The following is an 18072-nucleotide window of genomic DNA, read 5'->3' on the forward strand; positions in this document are numbered from 1 at the left end:
GTCACACGGATTGCGCATGCCGGGTCGGTGTCACTGGAGCTGGGGTTCAGCCCGGCTGGAGACGACCGGACTGTTTTCCCACATCCGGCGACCGGACCGGAGCGACCGGGGGTCCGCTCGGTAGCTGGAGCTCCGGAAAGGGAACCGCAGGTCACGCGCCCGACCGGGTCGCAGAGCGACCGAAGCGACCCATGGGTCAGATATATGCGGCCATTGGCGTGTGCGCGCGTGTGCGTCATATATGGAGAGCTTCGGTCGCTTCAGTCGCTTTTCCGTCGACCGTACGGCGATGACCTGGGGGTTCACGGACGCCGCACGGAGCGACCGAGCGACCGGGGACCGTGCGCGGTCCGGTCATCAGTAGCTCGGGGCACCTTTAGGCGGGTCCATCCGTTCTGCCGCATGGACCTCTTCTTCCCCGGGGGTTTCGCTAATCTGATTTTGCGAGTTGAGTCGCTTCAGTCGCTGATGGGGGAAGTGAATGGCAGCTGAACTGCGGGTCTCGCGCGGCGACTCACGGCAGTTCACGGGGTCTGAGCCGGTCGCCGCGCAGCCTCTGACGACAGCGTGGTGGTGTGCGCGCCAGGGGTGGCCGGTTCATCCCCTTGCGCCGGGCCGCAAGACACCGGTGGCCAACTGCGAGGCGTGCCGCCGCCCGGACCACGACCGCGCCCGGTGCGGCTGTCTGCGTGCGGGCCACTGGTGCCACGGGTTCCACGCCGCGACGCTCGACCTCGACCGGATCGGGCAGTGGTGGGGCGTCCGCCCGGACCTCGGGGTCGGTGTGGCCACCGGCCCGGCGGGCCTCGTCGTCATCGACATCGACGCACACGCCCGCGAACTCCCGCGCCGGGAACGCCTGTTGCCGGGCGTGGGGATAGCCACCGGGATCGACCTGACCGGCCTGGCCAGCGGCTTCCACACCCTGGGGCTGCTGGCCGCCCTGCGCGGCGCCACCAGCCCCGCGGACGACGCGTCCACGCTCCGGGTCCGCACCCCGTCGGGCGGCATGCACGTCTGGTACCGCAACGACGGCGGCCACCGCTGGCAGTGCTCGGCCGGTTCGAGCGGCGGCCGGGCCCTCGCCTGGCAGGTCGACGTCCGGGCGCACGGCGGGTACATCGTCGCGCCCGGCACCGTCACCGAGGCCGGGGCCTACCGCCCGGTCGGAGCCGTACGCACCCCCGCCCCACTGCCCGCCTGGCTCGCCCGGGAGCTCCAGCGCACCGGCCACCTGCCCGCCACCCCCGCGCCGGGGCCCAGACCCGTGCCGCCCCGGGCCCGGCAGGCGGTGCTCGCGGCGGGCGGCAGATCCGACGCGCCGGGCGAGCGCCTGCTGACGGGCCTTCTTGCCGAGGTCGCCGCCTGCGCGTCCGTCCCGGAGGGCGCCGCGTTCTCCGAGAAGCTGAACCGGGCCGCGTACACGGCGGGCGGTCTCGTCGCCGCCGGGCACGTCTCCGAGGACGACGCCGTACGGGCGCTGCGGGAGGCCGCCGGTCTGGCTCGCCCGGACCAGGAGCGGCGGAGCCTCGCCATCATCCGGGGCGGGCTGGGCGCGGGACGGCTGCGGCCGCTGGCCCTCGGGGGGCGCGCGTGAGTGCGGACCAGGACAGAGTGCTGCCCTCGCCCTCCTTCGACGTACGGGCCGTGGCCGCGCAGATCCTCGCCCAGCCCGTACCGCAGCCCCGGCAGCGCGACGACGCCTCCACGCCGTACGCCACGTCGGACGGGCTGCTGCCCGACACCCTCACCGACCGGGGCAACGCCAAGCTGTTCGTCCGGCTCTACCGCAACGACTACCGGCATGTGCCCGGCATCGGCTGGTTCCGCTGGGACGGCACCCGCTGGCAGTTCGACGAGGACGACACCGTGATGTGGTCGGCGGGCGACCTGGCGGAATCCCTCGCCACCACCGACCCGCGCGGCGTCTTCACCCCCGTCGCGCTCCAGCAGCACCGGCGGCGCACGCTCAGCACGAGCGGGATGAACGCGATGCTGACCCAGGCCAGGTCCGCGCCGGGCATGGTCCTCAACGCGGCGCTCCTGGACGCCGATCCGTACGCCCTGTGCACTCCGGCGGGCGTGGTGGACCTGCGTACCGGCTTCATCCGCCCCGCCGAGCCCACCAAGGACTTCCACTCCCGCTCCACCTCGGCGGCCCCCCAGGCGATGCCGACACCGCGCTGGGACCGCTTCCTGGCCGACACCTTCGGCGAGGGCCCGGACGGCGAGGAGATGATCTCCTTCCTCCAGCTGCTGCTCGGCTACTCCATCACCGGTGACGTCGGCGGCCAGGTGATGCCGTTCCTGTTCGGCTCCGGCAAGAACGGCAAGTCGGTGCTGCTGGACGTCCTGATGAAACTCCTGCGGGACTACGCGGACGCGGCGCCGCCCGGCTTCCTGATGTCACGCCCGTACGAGGGCCACCCCACGGACCTCGCCGAACTGCACGGCCGGCGGGTCATCGTGTGCAGCGAGGTCAAGCCGGGCGACCGCTTCGACGAGGCCCGGGTCAAGCTGCTGACCGGCGGGGACCGGATCAAGGCCCGCCGGATGAGACAGGACTTCTTCAGCTTCGAACCGACCCACAAGATGTGGCTGCTGGGCAACCACCGCCCCGAAGTCGGCACGGGCGGCTTCGCGTTCTGGCGGCGCATGCGCCTCATCCCGTTCGAACGCGTCGTCTCGGACCACCGCAAGATCGACAACCTGGCGGACATCCTGGTCACCCAGGAGGGCCCGGGCATCCTCAACTGGCTGATCGAGGGCGCCCGCCGCTACCTGGGCGGCGACAAGGACCTCTCGGGGCCCGAGCGCGTGCGGATCGCGACGACCGTGTACGCGGAGACCGAGGACCACACCGGGCGGTTCGTCGGCGAGACCTGCCGGCTCGACGCCGGGCTCCGGGCCGAACAGGCCCAGCTCTACGCGGCGTACAAGCGCTGGTGCCAGAATGAGGGCGTTCCGGCGATTTCGTCGCGAGCCTTCGCGGCGCACATCCGCGAAGTGGTGGGGCTGGCATCACCGAAGGAAATGATCTTTTCCAACCAGCGCAAGTACTACCCGGGCATCGGCCTGCTCGCGGACGAGGAGACAGTATGAGCGCCCTCATCGCAGAAGACGAGATCGTCCACGAGGTCGACCTCGTGTGGCTTGAGGACATCACCGTGCTCGACTACGTCCGCCAGAGCCTGGACCGCCTCCCGACCCGCCGGGGCAAACCCGCCTACCACCGCGACGGAAGAATGGTCGGCTACGCCCTCCTCGGCCCGAAGGCCAAGCCGTCACGCTCCTCGGGCACCTTCCGGCGCCGGGTGTTCTGGCTGCTCCCCCACGACCGGGACACCGAACCCGACGGTCTGTACGCGCGGGGCGCTCCGGCCGAGGCCGTGGACGTACGCACGCTTGCCCCGGGCAGCAAGGGGCACAAGACCGAGCGCTCGGAGGGCGGCCCGAGGTCCTCGGCGGCCGCCCGGGAACTTCAGCCATAGCGGTACGCCCACGGCGGTTTTCGGTCCGGATCCGGGCCAGGATGGTTAAGAAACAGCACGTCCGGTATATTTCTGTGCGTCGGGGGACAACCGCGGACAGGAAGGGCACCGCCGTGCAGGGGGAACGTCTCATCCAAGCCCACGTGCTCGTCGCAGGCGGAGGCCCCGTCGGCATGCTCGTGGCGGCCGAACTCGCGGCGTACGGCGTCGACACCGTACTGCTCGAACCCAGGACCGAGGTCTCCGACCAGCCCAAGGCGACCACGCTGCACGCCCGGGCGGTGCAGTCCCTGGCCCGCCGCGGCCACCTCCCTGGTTCGACCCCGCCCTCGTACGCGGTCGAACCCGCCACCAGCGCCTTCCACTTCGCGGGGCTCCCGGGCCTGACCATCGCCGCTCCCCCGGACGAACCGGAACCGGTCCTCAAGTGCGCCCAGGCCACCCTGGAACGCCACCTGGAGGCCAGGGCGCGCGCCGCCGGGGCCCGTATCCTGCGCGGCCACCGCCTCACCGACGCCGTCCAGGACGCGGACGGCGTACGGGTCGAGGCCGAGGGCCCCGAGGGGCCGGAACACTTCCGCGCCGGGTACCTGGTCGGTGCGGACGGCGCCCGCAGCACGGTCCGCACCCGGGCGGGCATCGAGTCGGACACCTTTCCGGCGACGGTGTCCGCGCTGATGGGGACCGTGACACTGGCCGATCCGGGAGCCCTGCCCAAGGGCTGGCACCGCACCCCGCGCGGCTGGATCGTCGCCAAGCACGACGGGGACCGCACGCACCTGCGGACGCTCAACTGCGACGGTGCCCACCCGGACCGGCAACGGCCCGTCACGCTGGAGGAGCTGCACCGCGAGGTGGCCCACATCGCGGGCCGCGACATCGCGATGCGCTCCCCGCACTGGCTGAGTCGCTTCAGCGACTACGCCCGCCTGGCCCGCACCTTCGTCCAGGGGCGGGTCTTCCTGGTAGGGGACGCCGCGCACGTCCACTTCCCCATCGGCGGCCAGGGTCTGAGCACCGGCGTGCTCGACGCGCTGAACCTGAGCTGGAAGCTCGCCCTCGCGGTGCGCGGCTCGGCGGGCCCCGCCCTGCTGAGCGGCTACGACGCGGAACGCCGGCCGCTCGCCCGCCGCGTGATCGACGGCACCCTGGCCCAGCTCGCCCTGATGCGCCCCGGCCCCGAGGCGGACGCCCTGCGCACGGTGTTCACCGGCCTGCTCGCGGACGAGAGCGGCAGCGGCCACCTCAGCGGCCTGATCAGCGCCCAGGACACCGTCCTGCCCGACTCCACCGGCGCGGGCGGACCGGCCGCGGGGACATACCTCGGCAACACCGCGCTCAGCACCCCGGACGGCGACACCGACGTCATCCGCCTACTGCACGACGGGCGGCCGCTCCTGCTGCTCCTCGGCGAGAAGGCGGACCGCCACCGGGAGGAGGCCAGGGGGTGGGCGGGGGTCATGCGGACCGTGGAAGTGCGGCCCACGCCGGGCGTGCCGCACGAAGCGGTGCTGCTGCGGCCCGACGGCTACCTCGCCTGGGTCCCCGGCGACGGCAGCCTGCGACAGGCCCTGACGGCGTACTTCGGCCCGGGCACCCCGGCCGGGTGAGACCGGCGGACGAAGGGGCGCCCCGCGTCTCTCAGCTCGCCGTCTCCAGGACATCGCGCAGGTCGGCAGCCTTCACGGCCTCCGCGTACACCTTGGCGCCCCGGAATTCGGACAGGTCGAGCGAGGCCAGCACGGACGGCACCACCGCACTGGGCAGCAGATGACGCATCAGGGCGGACACCCGCACCACGAGGTCGCGGTACTCGCACACGGCCTGCGACATGGACTGGATGCCGGCGAAGGAGCCCACCATGACCTCGGCCGTCTCCTGCGGCGAGATGTGCGGCAGCAACTCGCCCTGGGCCTGCGCCTGCTGGAGCAGGTCGAGACCGACCTCGCCCCACCGCAGGAACGGGCCGCTGCGGTCGAGGTTCTGCGTCAGCTGGTCCATCGTCAGCCGGACGCCCGCCCGCACCATCGGGTCGGTCTGGAGCCGGTGCGCCTGGAGCATCACGACGTCCACGACCTCCTGCACCTTGGACGCGCGGATCGGCACGATGATCCGCTGGTCCTGCTCGGAGAGAACGCCCTGGGCCAGGTCTTCCTTGGAGTGGAAGTGGAAGTACAGCGCGCCCTTGGTCACCCCCGCCTCGGTGAGGATCTGGGAGATCGTGGCCGCTTGGTACCCGTGCTCCTCAAAGATCTTGGCCGCTGCCGAAAGAATCGTCTGCCGGGTACGGATGGCCCGCAGCTGCTCAGCCACTGTGTCTCCTCCCTCCTCGGGATGGTCGAACGTGGGGGGATAAATAAACCGTCCAGTTCGTATCTTACAGGCCGGCCTCTTCCCTCCGCCCTGGTCGGGGAAATGTCCGGCAGGAAAGGGAAACCATGATCCTCGTCACGGGCGCAACCGGGACGATCGGCCGTGAAGTGCTCCGCCGCCTCCCCTCGGACCTGCCCGTACGCATCATGGCCAGGCAGCCCGAGCGGGTCACCGGCGCCCCTCCGGCCGCCCGGATCGTCCACGGAGACTTCACCGACCCCACCTCCCTGACGGACGCTCTGCACAACGTCCACACCGCCTTCCTGGTCACGAATCCCGACGGCGACGACGACACGCGCTTCCTGGACCCGGCCCGCGCGGCCGGCGTCCGGCACATCGTCAAGCTCTCGGCCGCCGCCGTCACCGACCCGGCCGCCGACGACCTGATCACCCGTCGCCAGCGCCACAACGAGGACCTGCTGCGCGCCTCGGGCATCCACTGGACCCTGCTGCGCCCCCGCGCCTTCATGTCCAACACCCTGTCCTGGGCCCGCTCGATCCGCTCCGGCCAGGTTGTACGCGCCCCGTACGGCAGCTCGGCCAACGCCTGCGTCGACCCGTGGGACGTCGCGGAGGTGGCCGCCCTGGCCCTCACGGGGCGGGACCGGGACCACGCGGGCGGGGCCTACACCCTGACCGGCCCTCAGGCCCTGTCGGCCGCCGAACAGACGGCCCAGCTCGCCGGGCTCCTCGGTGAGCCACTGCGCTTCGAGGAGCTAAGCCCTCAGCGGGCCCGTGCGGCCCTGGAAGCGCGCCACCCGACCGAGATCGCCTCCGCCCTCCTGGAGAGCGCCAGACGGCAGCACAGCGGCTCCAAGGCGGACGTGGACCCCACCCTCCCCGGCCTGCTCGGGCGCCCCGCCCGGACGTTCCTCGACTGGGCATCCGACCACCTGGACGCGTTCCGGCCCGACCCCACCGCGAGGACCTAGGCGGCAGGGACCGAAGTCCGTTCAGTCCCTCGCCGTTCGGTCCCTCTTGGGTCCCTCGGATGAAAGTGCAGGTCAGAAGCTTGCGTTCTCCAAGACCCAGGGCCCAAAGGGACTGAAGGGACTCAAGGTCGGTAGTTATAAGCCAATTGTGTGTGCGTGTGTATGCGCACACGCGTAGAACGACCCTATATATCCCTTTGTACCTACTACTCTGGTCCTGAAGCGCTGATAACTACTGACCTTGAGTCCCTTCAGTCCCTCCGTTTTTCCCCCACAAGCTTCTGACCTGCACTTTCATCCGAGGGACCCAAGAGGGACCGAAACTTCCAGTCCCTCCGTTCCGCGTTCAGTCCCTCCCCTTCGGTCCCTCCCCGTGGCGCCGGGCTCATCCGCCCGACGCGCCCGGCCCGGACGCGCAACGTGCCCTCGGGGAAGGGACCGAAGGGACTCGCGGAACGAAGAGTCCCGCCCACTGAGGGACGCCTGTTGTAGGCTCTGATCCGAATCTGAAAACTCAGTCCCTTCAGTCCCTCAGCCTGGCAGTAAAACCGATCTGACCTGGGCTTTCTCCGAAGGGACTGAATCGTTCAGGACTGAACAACCTGTTGGCCCCTCGGCAAGGACGATCAGCGTGCCGCGTCAAAGAGAGACCAGTGGCCCGCATGCGGCGGGACCCACGAGTCCCTTCGACATGGCCCGTTGGTGCGCGGCGAACGGCTGGCCCGTCCACCCCCTGGCCGCCGGCCGCAAGACTCCCGCGGGCAACTGCCCGGCCTGCCGCGAGGACCCCCACCGCCCGGCGGACTGCCCCTGCCTGCCCGCCGGCAAGTGGTGCCATGGCTTCCACGCCGCGACCACCGACCCGGAACGCCTGGCCGCCTGGTGGGGCGTCAACCCCACGCTCGGCGTCGGCGTCTCGTGCGGCCCGCCCGGCCTGGTCGTACTGGACATCGACGCACACAGTTCCGAAGTCCCGCACCGTGACCGGCTGCTGCCCGGCATCCCGATCCACGAGAGCGTCAATCTCACCGGCCTGGCCTCCGGCTTCGACACCCTCGCGCTCCTCGCCGCCCTGCGCGGTCACCCCAGCCCCGCGGACGATGAGGCCACCCTGCGCGTCCGCACTCCGTCCGGCGGCCTTCACATCTGGTACCGCACCGCACCCGGCGGACCGCGCTACCGCTCGTCCGTGGGCTCCAGCCCCAAGGTCGCCCTGGCCTGGCAGGTCGATGTCCGGGCCACTGGCGGCTACATCGTCACCCCGGCCACCCGCACCCGCGCAGGCACCTACACCCCCGTCGGCCCGGCCCGCATGCCCGCCCCCCTCCCCGACTGGCTCGCCGCCGAACTTCTGCGCACCGGCCACACACCGGGCCCAGACCCCGTACGAGTCCCCGCGCCCCGCCCCGTACGCGCGACACGCGCCGCCCGGGGCGGCGCGCGCGCGCTCCGGGTGCTGGAACCCCTGCTCGCCGAGGTCCGGGCCTGTGCGGCGGCCACCGAGGGCACCGCGTTCACCGAGAAGCTCAACCGGGCCGCCTACACCGCGGGCGGACTCGTCGCCGCCGGGCGCCTCACCGAACCCCGCGCCAAGGACCTGCTCACCGATGCGGCCGACGCCGCGCGCCCGCATCGCCACCGGCACAGCCTCACCGTCATCGCCTCAGCCCTGTCCGCCGGCGCAGCCCGCCCGCTCGATCCCGAAGGACGCCCATGAGCAGCGCCGACAGCAGCCCGCGCTTCGACGCCACTGCCGCAGCGCAGCAGATGCTCGCCCTCGAAGCCGAGGGCGGCCTTCCCGGCCTGCCCGCCCAGCAGAACGCCTCCGTGGTCAGCGAACCGGCCCCGCCCGAGGGCCGGCTGCCCTCCCTCCTGACCGACCGGGGCAACGCGAAGCTGTTCGCCGTGATGTTCGGTGACCAGTTCCGGCACGTCGAGGGCTTGGGCTGGTACCACTGGGACCAGTACCGCTGGAAGCGCACGGGCGGCGAGAAGGCGGCGGTCTGGGCGGCGGGCGATCTGGCCGAGCAGATGCCCCCCACCGATCCCACCGGCCAGTTCACGGACCGGGAACTGCGCGCCCATCGCCGCCGCTCCATGTCGACCCCCGGCATCAAGGCCATGCTCACGCAGGCGAAGGCATCCCCCGCCCTCGCCCTGGACCCGGACGTCCTGGACGGCGACCCCTACGCCCTGTGCACCCCGGCCGGCGTCGTGGACCTCCACACCGGGAACCTGCGCAAGCCCGACCCCGAGGGCGACATGCACTCCCGGGCCACGAGTGTCGCGCCCGAGGAGACACCGACCCCACGCTGGCACCGCTTCCTGCACGACACGTTCGGCGCCGACGCCAAGGGCGAGGAGACGATCCACTTCCTCCACCTGCTCCTCGGCTACTCCATCACCGGCGACGTCGGCGCGCAGGTGCTCCCGTTCCTGTACGGGACCGGCGCGAACGGCAAGTCCGTGCTGCTGGACGTGATGACGCAGATCCTCGGCGACTACGCGCAGGCCGCGCCGCCGGGCTTCCTCATGGAGAAGGGCAAGTTCTCCGAGCACTCCACCGAGCTCACCGAGCTGCACGGCCGGCGCATCGTCGTCTGCTCGGAGCTCAAGCCGAACGACAAGTTCGACGAGTCCCGGGTGAAGCTGCTGACCGGCGGCGACCGCATCATGGCACGCCGCATGCGACAGGATTTCTTCAGCTTCAATCCCACCCACAAGCTCTGGCTGCTGGGCAATCACCGCCCCGAAGTCGGCACCGGCGGTCACGCGTTCTGGCGCCGCATCCGCCTCATCCCGTTCGAACGCGTCGTTCCCGCAGCCCGCAAGATTGACAACCTCGCCAAGGAGCTCGTCCAGAGCGAGGGGCCCGGCATCCTGCAGTGGCTCATCGAGGGCGCCAAGCTCTACCTGGTGACCCGCGACCCGCTCGACGGCCCCGCCACGGTCCGCTCGGCCACCGCCGCCTACGCCACCACCGAGGACCACATCGGCCGCTTCCTCGCCGAGTGCTGCACCACCCACACCGCGGACCTCCGCGTGGAACAGGGCCTGCTGTACGCGGCGTACAGCAGCTGGTGCGGAGCCGGCGAAGGCATCCGTCCCGCCACGGCCCGCGCGTTCGCGACCAGGGTCCGCCAGGAACTCTCCCTCGCCTCGCCCGCCGACATGATGAAGTCCAGCGGCAAGAAGTACTACCCCGGCCTGGGACTCCTCACCGACGAAGACTCCAGGACCGGCCTTGGCTGACGTACGCACCCGGCACACACCCGCCGGTCCGGCCTACCATGAACACGGTGCCCCCACCAGGGAACGTGCTCACACCCACCCCGGCCTCCTCCCGGCCGGCCGACACACAAAGGGGCTGCAGCCATGAGCTCGCTGCTGAACGAGAGCGACCTCCACCACGAGAACGCCGTGGTCTGGCTGGAGAACCCCGACAATCTCGACTACGTACGCCAGGCGCTCGACAAGACCACCCGCCGTCGCGGAAAGCCCCGCTACGAACGCGACGGACGCATGGTCGGCTACACCGAGCTGGAGCCCCACACCGAGGCCGACCCCGACAGCGGACTCCACCTGCGCCGGGTCTTCTTCCTGCTCCCCCACGACCGTGATGCCGACCCCGACGGCCCGTACCACGAGGGCGCCCCCGGCGAGGCGGTCGACCCGAGCACCATCGAGCCGAAGCGCGTCGGCGACAAGACGCCCCGCTCACAACGCGGCCTGGCCGCGACGTCGGAGACCGGCAGCTGACGGGGTGGGGGGATTATTACGCCGTAATAATCCCCCCACCCCGCCGACTTATTACGCCGTAATAACCGTCCCACGCCCCCTCCCCCGGCCCTCCAAGCCCGGCTCCCCACCCCCCAGGAGCCGGGCTCTTGAGCGTCCCTCAAACAAAAAACAGCCAGAACTAACGCGTCGATACCGAAAAGGATCATTGGGGTTAGTAAGGTGGCTGCCATGACTTCGCCCTCCCCCGGCGACCGCGAAAAGGTCGTCTCCAAGCTGCCCCCGGTACTGCAACAGGACCTGAAGATCCGGGCCGCCCAGCACACCATCGACATCCAGCACGCCGTCGAAGCAGGCATCGAGGCATGGCGGCGGCTCGGATCCAACCTCTCCCCCATCGACACCGCCGGCGCCAAGTCCTTCGCCACGTTCCTTCCTGACGGCCAGTGGGACGGCTTCCGCGCCGACTGCGCCTCCCGGGGCGTCTCCCTCATCCAGGGCCTCGCCCAGTCCGTCATGATGTGGCTGGAGACGAACCCGGCGCCCACCGTCGTACGCCCCGAGCACCCGAAGCGCATCATCACCTGCAACCAGAAGGGCGGCGTCGGCAAGACCGCCATCGCCGCAGGCACCGGCGAAGCCCTCGCCGAGGACCCGGGCGCGCTCCACCCGGTCCGCATCTCCAAGCACTTCGCGGCCGCCCTCGCCGAGGACGAGAACCCCTCGCCCCTCGATTACGAGGACCTCCCCGGTCTCGGACTGCGCGTCCTCCTCGTGGACTTCGACCCCCAGTGCCACCTCACCAAGCAGCTCGGCCACCAGCCGCTGCCCATCGAGGGCGACAGCCTCACCAAGCACATGGCCGGCGAGGCCAAGGGCAGCCTGGCCGATCTCATCGTCCCCATCGAGGACGCCCGCTTCGGCGACCGCCTCCACCTGCTGCCCGCCTGCACCGACGCCTTCCTCCTGGACGTCAAGCTCTCCGGGGTCCGCGCCCGCGAAGCAGCCCTGGAACGCGCCCTGTCGGCCATCGAGGCCGACTACGACGCCGTCATCATCGACTGCCCGCCGAGTCTCGGCCTCAGCATGGACGCCGCCGCCTACTACGGCCGGCGCCGCCAGGGCGAGGCCCCGGGCAACTCCGGCGTACTCGTCGTAGTCCAGGCCGAGGACAGCTCCGCCGACGCCTACGGACTCCTCACCTCCCAGATCGAGGACCTTCGCGACGACATGCATCTCGAACTCGACTACCTCGGCATCGTCGTCAACCACTACGACGCCCGCCGCGGCTACATCGCCACCTCGTCCCTCAACTCCTGGATGGACATAAAGGATCCCCGCGTCGTCGGCGTCATCGGCGACCTCAAGGAACAGAAGGAAGCCGTACGCGTGAAGCAGCCCCTGCTCGCCTACTCCCCCCGATGCGACCAGGCCGTCGGCCTGCGCGCCCTCGCTCGGGAGATCTCATGAGCAAGGCATCCCGCCTCGGCGCCGGCTCCTCCTTCGGCCACACCCAGTCCATCAGCGCCCGCCGCGCCGCCATCAACCAGGTCGCCGCCGCCCCCACCGAGGGCGCCCCGCCCCCGGTCGAGCTCTCCGTCGACATCATCAGCCTGAACCCCGACAACCCGAGGTCCGACCTCGGCGACCTCACCGACCTCGGCAACAGCCTCCGCGACCACGGCCAGAAGACCGCGATCAGCATCATGGGCCGCTTCGCCTACCTCGAAGGCAACCCGGGCCGCGAGAACGACCTCGAACCAGGCACCAAGTACGTCGTCATCGACGGCAACTCCCGCCTCGCCGCCTCCCGCGAAGCCGGCCTCACCGAGATCAAGGTGATGCTGGACGACAAGCTGGGCAGCAACCCCGACGAGATACTGGAATCGGCCCTCGTCGCCAACATCCACCGCCAGGAGCTCAACCACCTGGACGAGGCCAAGGCCCTGGAACAGCTCCTGAAGATCCACGGCACCCAGGAAGCCCTCGCCGCCCGCCTCCACCGCTCCCAGGGCTGGGTCTCCCAGCGCCTCGCGCTGCTGACCCTGACCCCCTCACTCAAGGAGAAGCTCCAGTCGGGCGAGGAATCCGCGGCCACGCTGCGTCTGGTCGGCAAGAAGAAGGCCGAGGACCAGGAGGCCCACCTCCAGCAGCTGAAGGCCACCAGGCCCCAGAAGCCCCGCACCCCCAAGCAGAAGCGGCAGTCCCCCGCGGAGCCCCCCACCCGCCTGCCCTCGACCGACGCCTACACCCTGGCGAGCCTGATCATCGAGGAGCTCGACGTCGCGTCCCGCCGCAAGCTCACGGAGCTGCTCGTCGACTTCAAGATCGAGGAGTCGAAGCGGATGAGGGCGGAGAAGTAGCCGCCGCACAGGGCTGGGTGCTCATTATTACGCCGTAATAACCGAAGCCGCAGTCTGCCTCCCGCCCACACGGCGGCGGTGGTACGAGACGGTCACCGCGCCGAGCAGCGGCCCCCAGGCGACCAGAGGCAGATAGAGCAGGCCCACGACCACGCTGCCGTGTGCGGTCAGATCGGGGTGGGGAAGCGCCCACCAGGCGACGAGCGGCGTCCACAGAACCGTCAGCACCAGTGCCCCGAAGGCAGCCGGGACGACGACAGCGAGCCGGGGGAGAGGACGCCCGCCGAGCAGGGGAATCCAGTGGGGGAGTAGCTCACCCCACGGCCGCACGAGCCCGAGGGTCAGGAGCGCGACCGCTTCGCTGAGCACGCTGAGGCCGAGCACGTAACCCGCACCCCAACCGGTGAAGTCCATCGCCGCGTAACCCGCGTCGGTGTAGCCGGCCGTGTGGCCCGTCGCCAGAAGAAGGCGCCATATGCCGGTCGGCAGCGTGACGAGCGCGCAGAGGTGGGCGGCGCGGACTGCCCAGCGAGGCGGTGCGGAAGTCATGTGCACCATCCTGTTGGCACGTCGGCCCACAGTCGTCGCCTCCGGGTACGAGCTCCCGCCCGGCCCGGAACGAGATCCCGCCCCACCGTCTCACCCGCGCGGGGGAGACCTGCCTCCTCCTACGGACCGCCCGCAGTATTACGCCGTAATAATCCACGCACCCGGCCCCGTGGGCCGCCGCATTATTACGCCGTAATACTGTGGCGCTGTCCGGCGCTCAGGCCCCCTCGCCCTGCCATCGCCCGGCAAGCACCACCGCACCACCCGCGACCGCGAGCCCCGCTAGGACGACACCGAACACCGTGGCGGCATCGGTCAGCCCCACGCCGTCGCTGAGGTACCCGACGGACACGGGCAGCAGCCCCGCCGGCACATAACCGCCCACGTTCAGCGCGGCATTGGCCTCGGCGAGGCGCCCGGGCGGAACGCTCGAGTTGAGCAGCGACAGACCGCCGAGCTGCCCCATGCCCTGCCCCGCTCCGGCGAGCAGCGCGGAGGCGATCAGCGCCATTATCGAGGCGTCCCGTACGGCGGCGATCAGGGCGACCATGCTCAGCACGGTGCTGACGGCCCCTGCGGTCAGGATGGCGGGCCGGGAGAGCCGCTGGACGGCGAACTGCACACCGGTGGCGGCGAGGAACATGGCGAAGGCCATGGCACCGGCGACGATCCGGCTGGTCGTCCCGAGCAGCCCCGACAGCAGCGAGGGCCCGAGCGACAGCACGAAGGAGGTCGCGGTGATGCCCGGCGCGAACACGGCGATTCCCAACCAGAGCTGACGACGATTCCCACGCGGCACCCCAGGCACCCGCACCCACACAGCGCCCTTCACCGGCCCGACGGGACGCCGGAGAGGCATCCGCACCACGGCGCCCACTGCAGTCATGAGCAGCACGGCCTCTACGACGAAGACGGTGACAGTGGGCGCGGGCAGCGTCTCGGAGAACACCCCGGCCAGGAGTGGCCCGAGACCGGCCCCGAAGACCATCGCGCAGGAGGCGAGCAGGGCGGCGAGGCGCCGCCGCCCGGGCCCTGCCACGTCGGTCACCGCCGCCATACCGGCCGAGACGACGGCCCCGACGGCGACCCCGGTGAACAGCCGCGCCACGATCAGCGAGGTCACGGTGGCGGCGGTCGCGAAGACCACGCAGGCGACCAGGGCGAGGCCCAGAGCCGGCAACAGCACGGGCTTACGCCCGAGCCGGTCGGAGGCCACCCCGGACACCAGGAGCGAGCCCAGCAGCCCGACGATGTAGAACGCGAACACGACGGTCAGCGTGCCCTTGGAGAACCCCATCTCCCGTTGCCACAGCACGTACAGCGGCGTCGCCGCATTGGACAACACGAACACGGCGGCCACTGGCCAAGCGGCCACCCACACCCACCACAACGGCGGCGTGGCCTCCGCACCGCCAACAGCGCCCCGCACAACCCCGACCCGAGTTCCGGACACGGCTGTTCCTCCCCACTACCTCAGTACGACTGAACTCGAACTTAGCATGAAGTACGATGAAACTCGTACAAGAAATGTGAGAGGGAAGACCCATGCCGTCACCCGCAACCACACCCGGTGAGCTCCCGAATCCCCTACCGGAACCCGCGGTGGAAGACCTACGCCTGGAGACCGTCCTGGGGGCGCTCAGCGACCCCCTACGCCTGACGATCGTCCGCAAACTCCTCCTGGAATCGGACCAGTACGACCACCCCTGCGGCTGGTTCAACCTGGACCGCCCCAAGTCCTCCCTCACCCACCACTTCAAGGCCCTACGCGAAGCCGGCATCACCCGCCAACGCCAATACGGCCTGGAACGCCGCAGCCACATTCGCACCTCCGACCTCAACACCCGCTTCCCCGGCCTCCTCGACCTGGTAGCGGCCTGGACCCCGGAGCTGTAGGGGAGACACGTCGACCGCGGATTATTACGCCGTAATAATCGCGACCGACGCGACAAGGAGGCAGCGTGCGGGGCCCCGGCGAGCCCACGACGATCCAGCTGTTGGCCGACCGGCACGACTCCCGGGGCGTCCCTCGTTTGACGAGGTGACCGACGGGGATCCGTGCGGGCGTCGCACCCATGACGAGCCTGAATGACGTCCTGGAGGAGGCCGTGGATGAGAGTTTGGGGCGGCATCACGGTCTTTTGAGATGCCGAACAGCGGGGGGAGCAGGGTCCTTCAGTGGCAGACCTCACGGTTGACCTCTACGAACTGCTTTCCACCTGACGTGGAGGTCAAGGCGCCAGCGCGGAGGCCACCTGAGCCAAGCGATCGGCAGGCAAGGCAAAGGGGTTGGTGGGGTTGCGGAAGGAGTACTTGCCGTCGTTCACGGAGAATCCGCCTCCGCCTATCGTCCAGCGCGCGGGGCCGGGTGCCCCTTGGTCCTTCAGGAGCGCAGCGGCGAGGGTCTCGGGGTCTTCCACGCTTGTGCGGGCGCGTAGCGCATCCGCCAGACGGTCGACAGCGTCGTCGGGTACTGCATCGTCGCCGAACGCAGGCAACAGGAGCAACAGACGGGAGTGGGGATCGGTGGTGCTGCCGCCAGGCCGCAGGTTGTCCGCAGCTGCCACGAGTTCAGGCCATGACAAACCCGGGCCCATGAAGTGCCCGTCGTCCCGGGCCAGTACCTCGGCCTGGTCCCAGTCGGGGTGGTGGAGAAGGTAGTCGGTTCCGGCATCGTCCGGGACAGTCCGGTAGACCACGCCCCGCTCCCAGAGCTGTCGCTGGAAGTCGCCGGCCACATCATAGTCCGCGCCGAACAGCAGCTCCTCGGCCTCCTCGCTCTGGGCACACGAGTAGAGGTGCCCCAGCCAGAAGAGCGGTTCGTCCAAGAGCCCGACCTGGTACGTGAAGAGACCACCGTCGTAACCGGCTATCCGCGCAGGATGAGGGTTTGTACTGTTCATCACGGAGGACATCATGCCGCCCTGGCTCCCACGCCCCTGAGACCGGGCGTACCCCAGCTGGTCATTGCCGGACGGCCATGAGAACTCCTACCGAAGTGGGTGGCGGGGGCCGGTCGGTTCGGTGGCTATGAGTCAGAGCGGTTGGCAAGCGGCCGCGTTTTTCCGGGGTGTTCGCCTGAACCGAGTGGTCTGGCTTGTGCAGAATGACGACGGAAGTCCGGCACACCTCTCGGCGCGGTTGGATACCTGGTGCGAGCACGTTCTGTCCGCCGCCGCACGGGACGGATTCGTGATCGGTATCAACCTGGTCGAGCGGATCGGTTGGGCAGCGGTGGTGAAGCATGCTCGGCGGGCTCTTGGGGGGATGCCGGATGAGACCGTACTTGCTGGTGTGTCCATGGGGGCAAGCGTCGTGGCCGATCTCTGGCCCGAGCGTCCCGCCACCACGGGCGTTCTCCTCCTGCACGCAGCCGTAGACCTCCCCGTCTCCGTTCGCCCCGGTCTGCGGGTTCAGTTGCACGCCGCTGAGCCGGATGACTTCGCACCGCCCGAGCGGGTTGCTGCTTTCTGCCAGGCGGCACGAGAGGCCGGCGTCGATGTGGAAGTCTTCCGTTACCCGGGCGTTGGCCACTTCTACATCGACGGTGAACTCCCTGACCACGATCCGGCGGCGGCCGAGCTGACCTGGCGCAGAGTGCTGGATTTCCTCAACCCGTCCGGCAGTGATGGCTGCGATGGGACGATCGCCTCGTAGCGGACCGCGAGCTTGTCGTAGTGCGCGGCGATGGCGCGGTGTCTCTTGAGTCGGTTGATCCCGCACTCGACCACTGGCGCTCGTGGTAGTCGACCGGGTCGAAGCGCGGCGGTCGGCCGCCGAGGGAGCCGAGTTTCCTGCGGTTACGCGCCTGGTCGGCCTTGTCCGGGATGGTGCAGCGGATCCTGCGGCGGCCCAGGTAGGCGCGGTTCTTGCGGGAGGCGTACGCCTTGTCGGCCCGTACGCGGTCGGGTCAGATGGGCGGCCGTCCCGCGTTCGCCCTTTCGGCAACAACGGCTCCAAAACCGCCCACTGTTCACCAGTGAGATCTCCCCGGGCCATGAAGCACGATCATTCATGGCTCATGATCCACTTTCGATACACGCCCTAGCTGTGTCTGCCTTGTACCGGCGGCACGGCTAGAGCGGGAGCGGGACGAGCTGAGTGATGTCGTTGTGGTTGCGGCCAAACTCGCCCCTCGACCTCTTACTGTTTTGTCCGCGCGAGCTCGGACTCTCGGATCATTGGTCCTTAAGTGATCCAACTATCTCGAAGATCAATTTCGAGGAGTTCTCAGGCGGATTCGGATGGGGTATAGCGGATTCCCGAGTAAATCTAGAATTCAGAATGAAGCACAGCGTTTCCGCCATGGAGCGGGGAGATGCCTGGAGCGAACAGGCAAATCCTCCGACAAGTCGCTCGCGAAGCGGGCTTCTGGCCCGGGAGCGAAGCGGACGGGCTGGGGTGGAGCGAAGCGGAACCCCTGACACGCTGCCATAAAGCGACAATCTGTCAGAGCATTCCGAAGTAAGGCAGCTTCGCTGCGTTCACGGAGCGAAGCAGAGGGAACGCCCGCGCTTCGCGCGGTGCGGGGCGCGAAGCGCGCCGGCATCTGTAGCCCTGGAGCGAAGCGGACGGGCGCGCCAAGCGAAGCGCGGCGCTTCGCTTGCTCATCGCGCAGCGATGAGG

General features: G+C 69.8%; 16 protein-coding genes and 1 pseudogene. 12 read left to right on the forward strand and 5 right to left on the reverse strand.

Annotation, left to right across the window (positions count from 1 at the left end; all coding sequences use genetic code 11):
* The first annotated feature begins 628 nt into the window (after nucleotides 1-628).
* The 4 genes from OG867_RS32755 to OG867_RS32770 all read left to right on the forward strand — a co-directional run bounded on the left by OG867_RS32755 (nucleotide 629) and on the right by OG867_RS32770 (nucleotide 5101).
* Nucleotides 629-1597: a bifunctional DNA primase/polymerase gene (locus OG867_RS32755; protein ID WP_331720459.1), complete on the forward strand. Its 969-nt coding sequence runs from the start codon at nucleotides 629-631 to the stop codon at nucleotides 1595-1597.
* A 17-nt stretch (nucleotides 1598-1614) separates the two neighbouring features.
* The gene (locus OG867_RS32760; protein ID WP_331720460.1) at nucleotides 1615-3102 is read left to right on the forward strand and encodes a phage/plasmid primase, P4 family; all 1488 of its coding nucleotides are present in this window, start codon (nucleotides 1615-1617) and stop codon (nucleotides 3100-3102) included.
* Nucleotides 3099-3491, forward strand: coding sequence for a DUF6009 family protein (locus OG867_RS32765; protein ID WP_328904742.1), 393 nt, complete (start codon nucleotides 3099-3101; stop codon nucleotides 3489-3491). Before OG867_RS32760 ends, OG867_RS32765 begins: the two co-directional genes overlap by 4 nt.
* A 143-nt stretch (nucleotides 3492-3634) precedes the next feature.
* The gene (locus OG867_RS32770; RefSeq protein ID WP_331720446.1) at nucleotides 3635-5101 is read left to right on the forward strand and encodes an FAD-dependent monooxygenase; all 1467 of its coding nucleotides are present in this window, start codon (nucleotides 3635-3637) and stop codon (nucleotides 5099-5101) included.
* Nucleotides 5102-5132: 31 nt separating this feature from the next.
* Here the strand turns inward: OG867_RS32770 and OG867_RS32775 are convergent, their stop codons facing one another.
* Nucleotides 5133-5804: a ScbR family autoregulator-binding transcription factor gene (locus tag OG867_RS32775; RefSeq protein WP_328904744.1), complete on the reverse strand. Its 672-nt coding sequence runs from the start codon at nucleotides 5802-5804 to the stop codon at nucleotides 5133-5135.
* 125 nt (nucleotides 5805-5929) lie between these two features.
* Between OG867_RS32775 and OG867_RS32780 the strand changes: the two genes are divergently transcribed.
* The 6 genes from OG867_RS32780 to OG867_RS32805 all read left to right on the forward strand — a co-directional run bounded on the left by OG867_RS32780 (nucleotide 5930) and on the right by OG867_RS32805 (nucleotide 12897).
* Nucleotides 5930-6796: an NAD(P)H-binding protein gene (locus tag OG867_RS32780; protein WP_331720447.1), complete on the forward strand. Its 867-nt coding sequence runs from the start codon at nucleotides 5930-5932 to the stop codon at nucleotides 6794-6796.
* Nucleotides 6797-7487: 691 nt separating this feature from the next.
* Nucleotides 7488-8513, forward strand: a complete 1026-nt coding sequence (locus OG867_RS32785; RefSeq protein WP_331720448.1) for a bifunctional DNA primase/polymerase — start codon at nucleotides 7488-7490, stop codon at nucleotides 8511-8513.
* Complete coding sequence (locus tag OG867_RS32790) at nucleotides 8510-10048, forward strand: phage/plasmid primase, P4 family (protein ID WP_331720449.1); 1539 nt, start codon at nucleotides 8510-8512, stop codon at nucleotides 10046-10048. The genes OG867_RS32785 and OG867_RS32790 overlap by 4 nt, the downstream gene beginning before the upstream one ends.
* Nucleotides 10049-10171: 123 nt before the next feature.
* Nucleotides 10172-10555 carry a DUF6009 family protein gene (locus OG867_RS32795; RefSeq protein ID WP_328904748.1) on the forward strand — a complete coding sequence of 128 codons (384 nt, stop codon included), beginning with the start codon at nucleotides 10172-10174 and terminating at the stop codon, nucleotides 10553-10555.
* A gap of 210 nt (nucleotides 10556-10765) precedes the next feature.
* Nucleotides 10766-12004, forward strand: a complete 1239-nt coding sequence (locus OG867_RS32800) for a ParA family protein (protein WP_331720450.1) — start codon at nucleotides 10766-10768, stop codon at nucleotides 12002-12004.
* Nucleotides 12001-12897, forward strand: coding sequence for a ParB/RepB/Spo0J family partition protein (locus tag OG867_RS32805; protein WP_406291353.1), 897 nt, complete (start codon nucleotides 12001-12003; stop codon nucleotides 12895-12897). The genes OG867_RS32800 and OG867_RS32805 overlap by 4 nt, the downstream gene beginning before the upstream one ends.
* Nucleotides 12898-12924: 27 nt before the next feature.
* Here the strand turns inward: OG867_RS32805 and OG867_RS32810 are convergent, their stop codons facing one another.
* Nucleotides 12925-13455, reverse strand: a complete 531-nt coding sequence (locus OG867_RS32810; RefSeq protein ID WP_331720461.1) for a hypothetical protein — start codon at nucleotides 13453-13455, stop codon at nucleotides 12925-12927.
* A gap of 208 nt (nucleotides 13456-13663) precedes the next feature.
* Entirely contained in the window at nucleotides 13664-14875 is a 1212-nt protein-coding gene (locus OG867_RS32815) for an MFS transporter (RefSeq protein WP_331720451.1), read from the reverse strand.
* A 116-nt stretch (nucleotides 14876-14991) separates the two neighbouring features.
* On the opposite strand from OG867_RS32815, the gene OG867_RS32820 reads away from it, so the two are divergent.
* On the forward strand, nucleotides 14992-15342 hold the full coding sequence (locus tag OG867_RS32820) for an ArsR family transcriptional regulator (protein ID WP_328904752.1): 351 nt from the start codon (nucleotides 14992-14994) through the stop codon (nucleotides 15340-15342).
* Between the two features lie 335 nt (nucleotides 15343-15677).
* On the opposite strand, the gene OG867_RS32825 is transcribed toward OG867_RS32820, so the two are convergent.
* Complete coding sequence (locus tag OG867_RS32825; protein WP_406291355.1) at nucleotides 15678-16349, reverse strand: hypothetical protein; 672 nt, start codon at nucleotides 16347-16349, stop codon at nucleotides 15678-15680.
* A gap of 238 nt (nucleotides 16350-16587) precedes the next feature.
* On the opposite strand from OG867_RS32825, the gene OG867_RS32830 reads away from it, so the two are divergent.
* The gene (locus OG867_RS32830) at nucleotides 16588-17103 is read left to right on the forward strand and encodes a dienelactone hydrolase family protein (protein WP_406291357.1); all 516 of its coding nucleotides are present in this window, start codon (nucleotides 16588-16590) and stop codon (nucleotides 17101-17103) included.
* On the opposite strand, the pseudogene OG867_RS32835 reads toward OG867_RS32830, so the two are convergent.
* Nucleotides 17088-17356, reverse strand: a pseudogene (locus tag OG867_RS32835) (IS5/IS1182 family transposase); the annotation flags it as partial. The gene OG867_RS32830 and the pseudogene OG867_RS32835 overlap by 16 nt on opposite strands.
* Between the last annotated feature and the right edge of the window lie 716 nt (nucleotides 17357-18072).

The sequence above is a fragment of the Streptomyces sp. NBC_00209 genome, assembly GCF_045206345.1.
Taxonomy (GTDB): Bacteria; Actinomycetota; Actinomycetes; order Streptomycetales; family Streptomycetaceae; genus Streptomyces.

Bases quoted from the DNA above. Each gene is read 5' to 3' on its own strand.
- OG867_RS32805 (WP_406291353.1), top strand. From the start codon at position 12,001: ATGAGCAAGGCATCCCGCCTCGGCGCCGGCTCCTCCTTCGGCCACACC.
- OG867_RS32800 (WP_331720450.1), top strand. From the start codon at position 10,766: ATGACTTCGCCCTCCCCCGGCGACCGCGAAAAGGTCGTCTCCAAGCTG.
- OG867_RS32785 (WP_331720448.1), top strand. From the start codon at position 7,488: ATGGCCCGTTGGTGCGCGGCGAACGGCTGGCCCGTCCACCCCCTGGCC.
- OG867_RS32820 (WP_328904752.1), top strand. From the start codon at position 14,992: ATGCCGTCACCCGCAACCACACCCGGTGAGCTCCCGAATCCCCTACCG.
- OG867_RS32825 (WP_406291355.1), bottom strand. From the start codon at position 16,349: ATGAACAGTACAAACCCTCATCCTGCGCGGATAGCCGGTTACGACGGT.
- OG867_RS32810 (WP_331720461.1), bottom strand. From the start codon at position 13,455: ATGGTGCACATGACTTCCGCACCGCCTCGCTGGGCAGTCCGCGCCGCC.
- OG867_RS32790 (WP_331720449.1), top strand. From the start codon at position 8,510: ATGAGCAGCGCCGACAGCAGCCCGCGCTTCGACGCCACTGCCGCAGCG.
- OG867_RS32765 (WP_328904742.1), top strand. From the start codon at position 3,099: ATGAGCGCCCTCATCGCAGAAGACGAGATCGTCCACGAGGTCGACCTC.
- OG867_RS32780 (WP_331720447.1), top strand. From the start codon at position 5,930: ATGATCCTCGTCACGGGCGCAACCGGGACGATCGGCCGTGAAGTGCTC.
- OG867_RS32795 (WP_328904748.1), top strand. From the start codon at position 10,172: ATGAGCTCGCTGCTGAACGAGAGCGACCTCCACCACGAGAACGCCGTG.